We start from the raw sequence: 12,886 nt of genomic DNA on the forward strand, positions 1-12,886 counted from the left end.
CCCGAGGGCTCCGACCACATCCGCCGGTACGGGTTGCGAAGCGGCGGCGAAGCCCCCTAGCGTGGATTCATGGACACCATCATCGACGATACGAACGCTCCGGGGATGCGCGAGACGCTCGCGCGACGCCGGCAGGACACCCTGCGCCGCTGCCGTGCGGAAACGGAGCGATGCGGCAAACCGCTCCTGTTCGGCATGACCACGGCATTGTCGCTGCACGCCATACCGTTGCCGGACCAGTGCACGCTCGACATCACGAAACTCCACACCGTCGCGACCACCGGCAACGGACGCACCCGCACACGCGCCGCCCACGTACAGGCGCATGTTTGGCGGCACGCATCCGGCATCATACGCTTCGACGAACAGGTGCACGCGCTGCATCCGTATCACGCGTGGGCGCAACTCGCACCGTACCTGTCGTTGGAGGCATTGGTCATACTCGGCGACGCCGTGGTCTGTGCCATGCACCGCACGCCCACGCTCGCACGCAAACGGGACGCGGCGACGATTCTCGCGGGATTCTGCGCGCACATCCCGAAACTCGCACGGTTCAAAGGACGGACCAACGCACTGCGCGCCCTCCCGCTGATCATGCCGAACGTGGATTCCCCCATGGAATCCAAGCAACGACTGGCGTTGATGGCGCATGGCGTGCCGATGCCGACAACCAATTACGTCGTGCCGGACGTGAAGTTCGCTTCGGGCGCGAGCATGACCCTGGACCTGGCATGGCCGGAGCATCAGGTCGCCGTGGAATACGACGGCGACCATCACCGCACCGACAAGCAGCAGTGGCGTCGCGACCAGGAGAAACGCAATCTGCTGCGGAGCCGATCATGGATCATCCTCGAAGCGACGGCGGGCAATCTCGCGAACGACGAGGCACGCGCGTCGTTCGCGTTCCAGGTGGGACGCGAACTGGCGAAACGCGGGGCGAGTGTACCGTTCTCGCTCATGCCCCGACCATTGGAAGAGACGTGAGCGGGCTCACACACGACACGTCCCGCACATGCGGGGCACGGGCGCGCTGTTTAGTCTCAGCGGATAGTTGACGCATGTCCTGGGGCATGGTTGACGCCGTGTCCTGGGGCATGGTTTACAGGTCGTTGGTTGTTGACCATGTATGGATACACAGTCACAGCAACGGTCGGTATCATCATCCATCGAGGACAACGGGGACGTTCGCAGCGAGTTCCTGCGCAACAAGGCCATCGTCAACGCGATCGGCAACGGGGTTCCGGTGGCGGAGGCAGCGCGCCGCCACGGGGTCACGCGCCAGTGGGCGCACGAGCTGAAACGCAGATATGAGAAGGAGGGCGAGCCGGGGCTGCTGCCTCGTTCCCGGCGTGCCCACCGGATCGCGAACAGGACCGACAAGCGGCTCGCGGAGCGGATCGTCGCGATCCGCCGCGACCTGGAGTCCAGGGGGCTGGACGCGGGCCCGGAGTCCATCGCCGCCAGATTGGAGCGCGAGGGCGTCGATCCTCCGGCGAATTCGACCATCCACCGGATCCTCAAAGACGCGGGACTGGTCCGCCCGGAGCCGAGGAAACGGCCGAGATCCTCGTACACGCGGTTCGAGGCCGCGCTGCCGAACGAGACATGGCAGTCGGACTTCACCCACTGGCCGCTCGGCGACGGCACGGACGCGCTCGTCGTCTCCTGGCTCGACGACCACTCCCGCTTCCTCCTGTACTCGCACGCGTACGCGACGGTCACCATGAGGACGATCGAGGACTCGTTCCGCAAGGCGTGCTCCGTATACGGGATCCCCGCGTCCACGCCCGCCGACAACGGCAGCGTGTACACGACCCGGCTCCGCTCGGCCGACCCCGGCCCGTTCGAACGCCTGCTCGCCCTGATGGGCGTGCGCCGGAAGAACGGCAGACCGTACCATCCCCAGACGCAGGGCAAGATCGAACGCTGGCACCGCACCCTCAAGCAATGGCTCGCCGTGCGCCCGCTGGCCGCGGACCTCGACGGACTCAACCGGCAGCTCGACGAGTTCAGACACGAATACAACGAGGAACGCCCCCACCGAGCCCTGAAACGGCGCACGCCCAAGGAGGCGTACGAGGCATTGGGCAAGGCCGGCCCCGACCCCGAACTCGCCGCCCGCGAACAGGCCAGACGAGACGAGGAGGAACGACAAGCGGGCGAACGGAACGACGCCGGGAGGAAGAAGCCACGGCGCCGCGGGCCGGCCCCCGTCTCCGGACGGACGGAACCCGTGCGCGTCGACGTCACCGTCCCCGCCAGAAGACACAAGACCGACCGGCGCGGCTGCGTCACGCAGGAGAACGTCGCGGGCCGCCGGCGCACCGTCAACATCGGCAGGGAGAACGCCGGCAGGATCGTGGAACTGGGAATCACCCACGGCGTCATCACCGTCACCGACACGGACACCGGCGAGATCCTCGCCGAACAGATACTCGACGCCACCCGCGACTACCAGCGACGAAGCCCCATGCCCGGTGTCAACGATGCCCCAGGACATATGTAAACCATGCCTCAGGAGATACCGTCAACCATGCCCCGAGACATACGTCAACCATGCCCCAAGACAATACAGGGGCACGGGCGCGCACATGCACGTTCCGCACCGTCGTGTGGGGCACGGGCGTGCCACACACGCACACCGGGAACGTCATGTGGAGCACAGGCGCGCCACCACGCAACCAGACCCGCTCATACGACGAAGCGTGGAGCATTATCGCGCCACACAATCACTCCGCGGACGCAATCCGCGCAAGTGTGGAGCAGGCCCGCTCCACACACCACGCGAACCATGCGGAATCACGCACGTGTGGAGCGATAACGCTCCACACACCACACCGCCACCGGTGTACCACGCGCGTGTGGAGCAGGCCCGCTCCACACGAGCTCTCCCGCGCCCCTGTGTGGAGCACCGTCACATGGAGCACCGTCACATGGAGCACCATCACATGGAGCACCGTCACATGGAGCACCCTCAAGGAGCACGATGCCATCCAGAATCGTCGAATGGAGGCGTACGCACCGCTCCGACTCTTCCGGGTTCCTCGTGCGGATTCGGAACATCTCATTATTCACGCGATCAGCTCCGTCACCGCGACGAGCACCCCGGTCACCGTCAGGAACCACAGGGCAACCACCCCACCCGGATACCGCCAATACGAACGCCGCAGGTTCCTCACGCGCATGCACCGCCAACACACCAACGTCAGTACAGGGAGGAACGGCACAACCAGGCCAAGTACCATCCGCTGCGGCAGATCAAGCGACGCATCCGCCATCGAACCGGGCACGCACCAGACCACGAACCACACCGCATATAACAGCCAATCCACATGGATTCGCGTCAAACGTTCCGCCAGACGATCCACACATTCCATAAGACGTGACACCGGCAGCCCCCTACACATACGCGCCGTAACGGGGATCGGACGGCAACGGGAACCGCGGATCGCACTGATCCGGCCACAAGACAGGCCCCGCATACGGGTAGGGCAATTCATGGCGCAACTGCTCGTAATACACGCGATACGCACGAAACAAGGCCAATTCCATCGATGCCGACAGACCGGACGCCAGATATTCCAGATCCGGGTCGACGCCGGGCAACCGGCACCAGTACATCCGGTTCACCCACACGTGCAAGTACCCGTCCCATACGATCCATCCCGGCTTCATCGCCATGCCGTTCATCAGCTCGACCATGCGAGCCGACAGCCTGCCCGTATACGGCGGCATGAACGGCGGATCATCCACATGACCCAACGAACACGTCGCATGCAACGTCAACGACGAATCCACAGTCAACGGAAACGGAGCACGCAACACGGCGAACCACGCTTCATCCGCCTCACGGTTCCGGACGGGCGGCATCGGCCGGATTGGCCGATAATACGGGGACACCGTCCCGTCGCTTGATGCATCCAACCCGCCAGGCAGACGGTCGACGGAGTCGCAGGCGGCCGCCACCCAGCCGTCACGCCAAGTCAGACGCGCCCGCCAACGACGGTCCGCGGGGTCGCCCAACGACATGCCATCATCAAGGACGACAGGCGTATCGCGCCCCGAAGCGGCCGTGAAGAACAGGCAGCGCGGCAGATCGAACGAGGGACGCGCGGCGCCGCCCGTACGCCCCGATCCGAACCAGCCGCGATGCACCCAGTGACGCGGATTCAACGCCGGACTGTTCGACCGCCAGATGCCAAGCGCACGCATCACCACCACCGTCCTCCCGCCAGTTCGGCCACCAGCACAAGCAGGGTGATGACGGTCAGAATCCACCATGCGATACGCCCGTTCCGATACCAGTAGTTCAACAGAAACAGGTCAGGCCCCTGTCGGTGACGTTCCTTCAGACACGCCTGACATACGAGGGTCATTGATGGCAGAAGAAACAACAGCAACACGGCCAGCAGGGCGTAAGAAGGGGCGAGTCGGCCCGCCGGAATCCGATAAGGGGTGATCAGCGCCGCCAACCACACCGCATACAACAGCCAATCCGCATGGATTCGCGTCAAACGTTCCGCCAGACGATCCACACATTCCATATGACGTGACACCGGCACCTCCTACACGTACGCGTCGTAGCGCGAATCGGACGGCAACGGGAACCGCGGATCGCACTGATCCGGCCACGAGACGGGCCCCGCATACGGATACGGCAGCTCACACCGCAACTACTCGTAATACACGCGATACGCCTTGAACAGTTCAAGCTCCAACGTCGCGGGCACGCCGCCGATGGCGTAACGAAAATCATCGTTCGCATCCGGCAGTTGTTTCCAGTACAGGGAGTTCACCCACACGTGCAGATACCCATCCCATACGATCCAACCCGGCTTCATGCGGAACGAGTTCATCAACCGCACCATCGCCTGCGACGGATCGCCGTTGTAGGGCGGCATGAACGGCGGGTCGTCGGTATGGCCAAGCGAGCATGTGGAGAACGACGTGAGGCCGGTGTCTTCGGTGATGGGGAACGGGGCACGCAGAATGCTGATGTCCATACGTCTGCTGCCGTCCCCCTTGTCGCCGATCTGTCTGGGGAATGGCCGCACCGGAGCACAATACCAGCAAGACACGGTGCTTGCCCCGTGATTATTGAACGCATAACTGGACGCGGACGCCACAATCCAATGGTCACGCCATGCGTAGGTCGTCGGGCGCGATGCCTTTTCGAATTCTCCGATGGGATTCATCAACGTGCTGCCATCGTCCGGGAACATCGGATGATTCCGCCCCGACGCGCACGTGAACAGCAATGGAATCGGCAGGTCGAATGCCTCGTGTTTGGCACCGAAATGATCGATGCTCGCATCCCAGCCGCGGTTCCTCCAATGCAACCTGCTCCAGCCCGGACGATTCGCCCGCATATACGCCAGATAGCCCATCGCAACCACTTCCAATCATCGAGCGGACGCCCGCTGCCAATTCCTATTCCCGAGCACGTCTGTACCCACCCGACGCGTGGATTCCCCTACGCGTACGCGCCGTAGCGCGGATCGGACGGCAACGGGAACCGCGGATCGCACTGATCCGGCCACAAAACGGGCTCCGCATATGGATACGGCAGCTCACACCGCAACTGCTCGTAGTAGGCACGATACGCACGGAACAAGGCCAATTCCACGGGAACGGACACACCGAAAAGCGTATGAGCAGGTCGCCTGCCCATTGATTGTCGCCAGTACAGGTAGTTCACCCACACGTGCAAGTACCCGTCCCATACGATCCATCCCGGTTTCATCGTCATGCCGTTCATCAGCTCGACCATGCGAGCCGACGGCCTGCCCGTATACGGCGGCATGAACGGCGGATCATCCACATGGCCCAACGAACACGTGGAATGCAACGTCAACGACGAATCCACAGTCAACGGAAACGGAGCACGCAACACGGCGAACAACGCGTGTCGGGTGCGGCCATGATATCGAGGCATGGGACGTACCGGACGATAATAACGAATGAAGCGGTTCGTCACCACCTCGTCTTCGCTGTCGACCCTCATCACCAGCCAGCCGTCGCGTTCGCAGAATCCCACAGGCCAATAATCACCGGCACCAGGCACCTTCGGACGAAGCATGGTGCCGCCAAGATCCCCGACCGCCGGCGTCTCCCTGCCGGATACGGCCGTCCAAAACAATGCCTGCGGCAGATCGAACCTGTCCAAGCATGCGCCGCCATACGAATCCACCCATCCTCTGTTGGCCCAATGATGCGGATTCGTCGCCGGGTTATTCAAGACGCTTATCGCACGGATGCTATCGAACACACCGACCCCGGTTCACCGTGAATGACGGCCATGCGAGGACTGCGTCCCGGATCGTCGCGGAGCCTCCGACGCCCCCGGAACGGTTTGGCCGTCGGGATACCGTGGATGCGCCTGGGGCTGCGGCGCCTGAGCGGGCGCAGGAACCGGCGGATACCCCTGCACAGGCTGCTGCGGCATAGGCGGCCTCGCATACGAGACGGGTGCCGGAGCAGCGGGAACCGGAGGAACCGCCGGTGCCGGTGGATACGCCTGAGCCGGCGAAGACTGGACCGAATACCGTCCAGCCGGCGGATAGCCATTCGCGGGGGCCGGCACGACGTTCCGCGGCGGACGCTGCGAGCGGCGACGACGCTTCGCCAGCACGACCGCAAGCACGATGCCGGCCGACACCACGGCCACACCGACGCCCGCGATCACACCCCACGCCCACACGGGTAATCCGGCCGCCGGCTTCACATCCGACCGTTCGCCGGACGCTGCCCCCAAGCCCTTTGCGTCGGCGGTGTTCGTGGCCGAATACTTCATGCAATCCGAACCGCCATCCGCACGACACTGCTCGACCTTCTTCCATGCGGCCTGCTGACGCTCATACTCCTTGCCGATAAGACCCGCCTCACAGGGAATCGCAAAATCGGTCAGATCGCCGTTCGGTTGGATGCCATCAGGATTCTTCGAACAATCCTGCGTATACCAATCCTTGTATTCCGGATACTGGGCCGCGGCCTTCATCTGATATTCCAGAATCGGGTTCACATCCTTGTATTGGGTCGGATCGACCGTCAGCAACGCGTTCAGATCCACTTCTCCGAAACCGCGTTTCCTCTCCGGATCGATGGTCGGCTTGCCTTTGCCTTCCTTCGTGTTACGAACCAGCGACTGGAGAATCTGGTTGCCCGTCGCGTCCGGCCACTTCTGCATCGCCAATGCCAGATATGACGACAACACGGCCGCGGCGGTCGAAGTACCGCCATCGGAAGGCACCAATGTGCCCGCCATGAGCTGTTCCGCGGGAGCCAACACCCCCTGCCCATAGGAAAGCACCGCGATATTGCCGTCGACCGTGTCAGACCCGGAGGAAATCCGCCCATTCTGGTCCGCGCTGTTCACGGTGACGATTCCGGGAAAATACTGCATCTGCCTTGGATCGCCGACCAAATCCTTCAAGCCCTGTTTGGTGGTGTTGGGACGTCCGCTGACGGTGATTACACCATGCCGCAGTGCCGTGACGAATCCCTCATAGGCATCGGATGTCAGATCCCTGTTCTGCGAGCGATTGATGATGCGCGCCCCCCCATTTCACGGCCGTCGCCTCATCGACGCCAGGTTCCGATGCCGCCCAGTCCGTCTTGTCGGTTCCGCACCCCATCAGCTGGGCTACCCCTTTGACCGCACGGCCATTGGCTATACTCAACAGTTTCGCTTTCGGAGCTGCTCCCAGCACCCCCGTTTTGCCGTCATAATCCTTGCCGTTGCCGGCAATCCAAGTCAGCATATCCGTGCCATGCGTATACTGCCAGCTATCCTCGCCTCTCCGGAGAGAGGCAGTCATCGGCTTCCCGTTGATGATGCACTGGGTCTTTACCCTCTTCTCGGAATCCCATTCCCGGAAGCTGCCCACCTGATACGTGATATCGGCATCCGCCAACCCCGGATAGTCCCCGATCGGTTGGTCGTCGAGCACGGCGACCTTGACGCCGGAACCGTCGATGCCCTGCTTCCACGCGTTCCGCACCACGTCGTTCTCCACAGGCCAACGTCCAGGCTCCTCGGCGTACGCCGACGGCGCCACCATGCCCAGACACGCGGCGAACGCCACAGCGCATGTGGCGGCCCGGACCAATCGCCGTAATCCCCGTTCCAACGTCGTCGCCATATGCCGGTTCTCCCTTCTCCACGGTCATGCGACGGATGCCCGTCGACCGTCACGTCGTCGTGATCCACTATGCCTCCCATCCTACCCCGACGATTCCGCCGTTCACCACACGCCCACGCCTTGCGCCGCCCCGCGCACGGGAGGCGTCCATCCGGGAGGACATGCGGGCGGGTACGGGCTCATGCCCGCACCCGGTATGCTCTCGCAGATCAGTCCGCGGGATTCGCGGAACGTGTACTCCGCGAGCGAGACGCGCGCGGCCGCCGCGTTCGCCATCAGCAGCGGCACGTCCACGAACGCCATCATCCCGACCGTCGCGTCCGCCCACCGCAACAGCTCGTTCCCGCGCATGGTCAACGGGCGCATGTCCGGCCCGTCCGGCGGCTGCAACACGATGCGACGGCCCGCGTTCCGCCGCGCCTCCGCGTCGCCCAAGGCCATGCCGGCGGCGATGTCCGCGCCGAACGGCAGCAGATGGTCCGCGGCGAGCTGCCCCACGGCCGTGGCGACCATGGCGTTCTCCGACTCCGCGCTCGGCATGGTGAACACCACATGCCGCCAATGCCGGGTCACGCCGTACACGTCGTTCGGCCCGGACTGCCATCCGACCAGCCGGCCATGCGTATAGTCGAGCAGCATCCACCCTGCCGCATACGCGGACGCCAGCCGGTCCGCGGCGCCCGGCCCAGCCAGCCACCGTTCCGTCCGGTTCGACACTACGCGCGCCGCCATGTTCCCCTGCAACAGCGGATTGTCCAGCAAGCGTCCCCTGGGTCTTCGCATCGTCGCCTCGCTTTCCGGTTCCGGCCGCTCCCCGATCGAGCCTCCGGTACCGTCCAGTCTACAACCGCGTTCCGGCGGGCCTCGCGGGCCTCGCGGGCCTCGCGGGCTTCGCGGCCCGGCGGCTCAGTACGTCTTCAATGCGAGGTCGATGGTGAGGACGATGCCGGCGATTACGGCGGCGGCGCGCATCACGTTCGCGGGGATGCGGCGGGTGATGGGCGGGGCGATGTAGCCGCCGATGAAGCATCCGACGCACAGCATGATCGCGGCCGGCCAGTCGACCGCGCCGCGCACGATGAACACGATGGACGCGGTGATGTTCGCGCCCGTGCCGATCAGCGTCTTCAACGCGTTGATCTTGTGGAACGGGCCGATCTTCGCCGCGTCGAGCACGGCGAGCGCGAGCGTGCCCGCGCCGGCGCCGAAGTACCCGGAGTAGACGGCGACCGCGACGACGCCGATCCACACCCACCAGGAATCCTGTTTGAGCGGCTGCACGGGCCGTTCGAGGGAGTCGCCGCCCTGCATGCGCGTGAGCTGCGCGTGCGCGTCGGCGGCGGCCTGCTTGGCCTGCATGCGCCCGCGCGGGTTGACGGCGATGATGAGCGAGGAGAACAGGATCAGCGCGGGCGCGGCGAATTCGAACACCTTCGGGTCGAGTTCGAGCAGCAGGTACGCGCCGGCCACGCCGCCGACCGCGCCGATGGACACGTACACGGCGACGCGCAGCGCCTGCCCCTTGAGTTCGCGGCGCGCGCCCATCACGCCGCCGATGCCGGTGCCGACCACGCCCACCGTGTTCGACGCGTTCGCGAGCACCGGCGGGATGCCGCAGGCTAGCAGCGCCGGATACGACACGAGCGACGACGCGCCCACCGCGTATCCGACGAATCCCGCGCCCACTCCGGCGAGCAGGATCAGCAGCAGCGTGATGACGGAAAAACCCGCGACCATCCCTTCGGCTCCTCTCATGCAAAGATCCATGGGCGAAGGCCCATGACCTTGTAGGGAGGATACGCCCCTACGCGCGCACCGCCCCGTTTCTCTTGCCATATGGACGCGCGCACCGTCCCGTTGTCGGGAAATGAGGCCATTGCTCCCGAAACCGGGACGCTGACGCGCGCTCACCGTCCCGTTGTCGGGAAACCAGGGCACTCATCCCGAATCCGGGACGTTTGTGTCTACTCAGCGTCCCGGATTCGGGAGCATGCGGCTGTTTTCCGGACAACGGGACGCCCGACATACCCGCAACCGACCGCAAAACGCGTGGTGCCCCGGTGCATGGCCATCACGGACCATGCACCGGGGCACCACGCCGGGTCGTTCACCACCCGACCGGCATCACAGGCTCTCGTTGTACTTGCGCACGGCGAGCGTGCGGCGCGAGGAGGCGACGTTCTCGACGACGAGACGCTTCAGGGCGTCTGCGGCGTCGGCGTGGGCGGCGAGCCATGCATCGCCGAGCGAGACCAGCGTGGCCGGGTCGGCGTAGCCCGGGTAGAGGCCGTTGAGCAGGGCGTCGGCCATGTGGTAGGTCTTGTTGGCCCAGATCCAGTCGATCGTGTCGAAGTACTTCGCGGCGTACGGCTCGGCCAGGTCGGGGCGCGGCGTGGCGGCGAACCCGCGGGCCACGGCCTCCAGCTGGCTGTTGGTGAGGTCCGCGTTGTGGAGCGCCTGGTCCCACGCCCAGGCCTTCGCCTCGGCGGTGCCCTTGACCGCGTGCGCGCCGTAGGCGAACTCGCGGTTCTCGGTGGTCTCCTTCTTCTTCAGCTGCGCGTCGATGTCGTCGTCGGAGTACTCGTTCACGCTGGCGAGCGCGTTGACGATCGTCCACGTGAAGTTGTTGTCGATCTCAAGGCCGTCGAACGTCACGGAACCGGAGAGCAGGCCGCGCGCGTTCGCGGCGAACGCAGCGTCGCCCTCCTCGCCGTAGCCGAGGTAGGCGGTGGCGAGCTGGAACTGCGCGTCGGAGCCGGGTTCGGCGGCGCGCACGAGCTCGAACAGTTCGGCGGCCACGTGCTTCAGCACTTCGTCGCGGCGCGAGGCGGCCACGTAGTGGTGCGCGGTGGTGCTCATGCAGGCGAGCGCGTAGCGGAACGTGGTGGATTCGGTCTCGTGGGCGAGCAGACGCAGCGTCATATCGACGAAACGCTCGGCCGGGAATTCGCCGTCGCGGGTCATGTCCCAGAAGGCGAGCCAGATGACGGCGCGGGCGAGCGCGTCGTCCACGTCCTGCAGGTGCTCTTCGGCGAAGGCGAGCGAGGCGGCGTCGAAGCGGATCTTCGTGTAGGTGAGGTCCTCGTCGTTGACGAGCAGCAGCGCGGGGCGGCGCTTGCCGGCGGCCGCCTCGACGAGCGTGGTCTCGCCGTCCACGTCGAGTTCGACGCGGTCGGTGCGCACGACCTTGCCGCTCGTCTTGTCGAGATCGTAGAAGCCGACGGCGAGGCGGTGCGGGCGGAGCACGGGGTGCTCGGCGGGCGCGGTCTGCGTGAGCGTGAGCTGCGCGATCGTACCGTCCTTGCCTTCCTCGATGGCGGGGAGGATCGTGTTGATGCCGGATTCCTCCAGCCACTTCGCGCTCCACGCCTTCAGGTCGCGGCCGGAGGTCTTCTCCAGTTCGCCCAGCAGGTCGGCGAGCGTCGCGTTCGAGTACGCGTGCTTGTCGAGGTAGTTGTGGATGCCCTGGAAGAACTTCGTGCGGCCCACGTAGAACACGAGCTGCTTCAGCACGGAGGCGCCCTTCGCGTAGGTGATGCCGTCGAAGTTCACGTACGTGTCGTTGAGGTCGTTGATCGGCGCGACGATCGGATGCGTGGTGGGCAGCTGGTCCTGGCGCAGCGCCCAGCTCTTCTCGCCGGAGCAGAACGTGGCCCACGCGTCATGCCATTCGGTGGCCTCGGCGGTGGCGAGCGTGGAGGTGAACTCGGCGAAGGACTCGTTGAGCCACAGGTCGTTCCACCACTTCATCGTCACGTAGTCGCCGAACCACATGTGGGCGAGCTCGTGCAGCACGGTGACGACGCGGCGCTCGGCGAGCGCGTCGGTCACCTTGGATTCGAACACGTAGGAGTCGCGGATGGTGACCATGCCGATGTTCTCCATCGCGCCCGCGTTGTATTCCGGCACGTAGATCTGGTCGTACTTGGCGTACGGGTAGGGCACGCCCCAAGTCTTCGCGTAGAAGGCGAAGCCCTTCTTGGTGATGTCGAACAGGTAGTCGACGTCCTTGGCGAACGCGTCGGCGAGCGACTGGCGGCAGTACTGGGCCATCGGCACGATGCGGCCGTCCTCGTTCGCGTATTCGGTGTGCCATTCGGCGTACGGGCCGGCGCAGATGGCGGTCAGGTAGGAGCTCATCACCGGGGTCGGCTCGAAGCTCCACAGCTTCGTCGTCTCGTTCGGCTTCGCCTCGAGCGTGCCGTCGGCGGTCTCGCGGGCGAAGTCCTCGACGGACCTGACCGGCATGTTGGACGTGACGATCCAGCTCTTCGGGGCGAGCACCTTGAAGTCGAAGGTGGCCTTGAGGTCGGGCTGGTCGAACACGGCGTAGACGCGGCGGGCGTCCGGCACCTCGAACTGGGAGTACAGGTACACGTTGCCGTCGGACGGGTCGACGGAGCGGTGCAGGCCCTCGCCGGTGTTGGAGTAGCGGCACTTGGCCTCGACGACGACCTCGTTCTTGGTTTCGAGGCCGGTGAGCTCGATGCGGTCGTCGGCGAACGCCTCGGCCGGGTCGAGCGCGCGGCCGTTGAGCGTGATCGCGCTCACCTCGTCGGCGATGAGGTCGAGGAAGGTGGACGAGCCGGGCTTCGCGTTGAAGCAGATCAGGGTGTGGGAGCCGAAGGTCTTGGCGCCGACGGTCAGGTCGAGGTCCACATGGTAGTGGATGGGCGCCTCGACGATGGCCTTGCGCTCCTCGGCCTCGATGCGGGTCAGGTTCGATCCGGGCATGGTGTTCCTAC

Annotated in this window: 12 protein-coding genes; 2 read left to right on the forward strand and 10 right to left on the reverse strand. The window is 65.0% G+C overall.

Going from position 1 to position 12,886, the window contains the following annotated elements:
- The first annotated feature begins 69 nt into the window (after positions 1-69).
- Both Uis4E_RS07235 and Uis4E_RS07240 read left to right on the forward strand, forming a co-directional pair.
- Positions 70-984 carry a hypothetical protein gene (locus Uis4E_RS07235; RefSeq protein ID WP_243394427.1) on the forward strand — a complete coding sequence of 305 codons (915 nt, stop codon included), beginning with the start codon at positions 70-72 and terminating at the stop codon, positions 982-984.
- Between the two features lie 142 nt (positions 985-1,126).
- Positions 1,127-2,506, forward strand: coding sequence for an IS481 family transposase (locus Uis4E_RS07240; RefSeq protein ID WP_101622528.1), 1,380 nt, complete (start codon positions 1,127-1,129; stop codon positions 2,504-2,506).
- Positions 2,507-3,071: 565 nt separating this feature from the next.
- Here Uis4E_RS07240 and Uis4E_RS07245 read toward each other — a convergent pair.
- The 10 genes from Uis4E_RS07245 to pepN form a co-directional block, all read right to left on the reverse strand.
- Positions 3,072-3,368: a hypothetical protein gene (locus Uis4E_RS07245; RefSeq protein WP_101622529.1), complete on the reverse strand. Its 297-nt coding sequence runs from the start codon at positions 3,366-3,368 to the stop codon at positions 3,072-3,074.
- 31 nt (positions 3,369-3,399) lie between these two features.
- Positions 3,400-4,212 carry a hypothetical protein gene (locus tag Uis4E_RS07250; protein WP_101622530.1) on the reverse strand — a complete coding sequence of 271 codons (813 nt, stop codon included), beginning with the start codon at positions 4,210-4,212 and terminating at the stop codon, positions 3,400-3,402.
- Positions 4,212-4,535, reverse strand: a complete 324-nt coding sequence (locus Uis4E_RS07255) for a hypothetical protein (protein ID WP_101622531.1) — start codon at positions 4,533-4,535, stop codon at positions 4,212-4,214. Before Uis4E_RS07255 ends, Uis4E_RS07250 begins: the two co-directional genes overlap by 1 nt.
- Positions 4,536-4,673: 138 nt before the next feature.
- Positions 4,674-5,003 carry a hypothetical protein gene (locus Uis4E_RS11925; protein ID WP_101622532.1) on the reverse strand — a complete coding sequence of 110 codons (330 nt, stop codon included), beginning with the start codon at positions 5,001-5,003 and terminating at the stop codon, positions 4,674-4,676.
- Between the two features lie 470 nt (positions 5,004-5,473).
- A complete protein-coding gene (locus tag Uis4E_RS07265; RefSeq protein ID WP_101622533.1) occupies positions 5,474-6,166 on the reverse strand; it encodes a hypothetical protein in 693 nt (230 codons plus the stop codon).
- Positions 6,167-6,280: 114 nt separating this feature from the next.
- Positions 6,281-7,549, reverse strand: coding sequence for a S8/S53 family peptidase (locus tag Uis4E_RS11715; RefSeq protein ID WP_341476278.1), 1,269 nt, complete (start codon positions 7,547-7,549; stop codon positions 6,281-6,283).
- Positions 7,503-8,141: a S8 family serine peptidase gene (locus Uis4E_RS12235; RefSeq protein WP_101622535.1), complete on the reverse strand. Its 639-nt coding sequence runs from the start codon at positions 8,139-8,141 to the stop codon at positions 7,503-7,505. Before Uis4E_RS12235 ends, Uis4E_RS11715 begins: the two co-directional genes overlap by 47 nt.
- Positions 8,142-8,243: 102 nt before the next feature.
- Complete coding sequence (locus tag Uis4E_RS07280) at positions 8,244-8,873, reverse strand: hypothetical protein (protein ID WP_165784906.1); 630 nt, start codon at positions 8,871-8,873, stop codon at positions 8,244-8,246.
- 174 nt (positions 8,874-9,047) lie between these two features.
- Positions 9,048-9,878: a sulfite exporter TauE/SafE family protein gene (locus Uis4E_RS07285; RefSeq protein ID WP_101622537.1), complete on the reverse strand. Its 831-nt coding sequence runs from the start codon at positions 9,876-9,878 to the stop codon at positions 9,048-9,050.
- A 387-nt stretch (positions 9,879-10,265) separates the two neighbouring features.
- A complete protein-coding gene (gene pepN, locus Uis4E_RS07290; RefSeq protein WP_101622538.1) occupies positions 10,266-12,875 on the reverse strand; it encodes an aminopeptidase N in 2,610 nt (869 codons plus the stop codon).
- Between the last annotated feature and the right edge of the window lie 11 nt (positions 12,876-12,886).

This window comes from Bifidobacterium parmae (genome assembly GCF_002860365.1).
In the GTDB taxonomy this organism is placed as follows: Bacteria; Actinomycetota; Actinomycetes; order Actinomycetales; family Bifidobacteriaceae; genus Bifidobacterium; species Bifidobacterium parmae.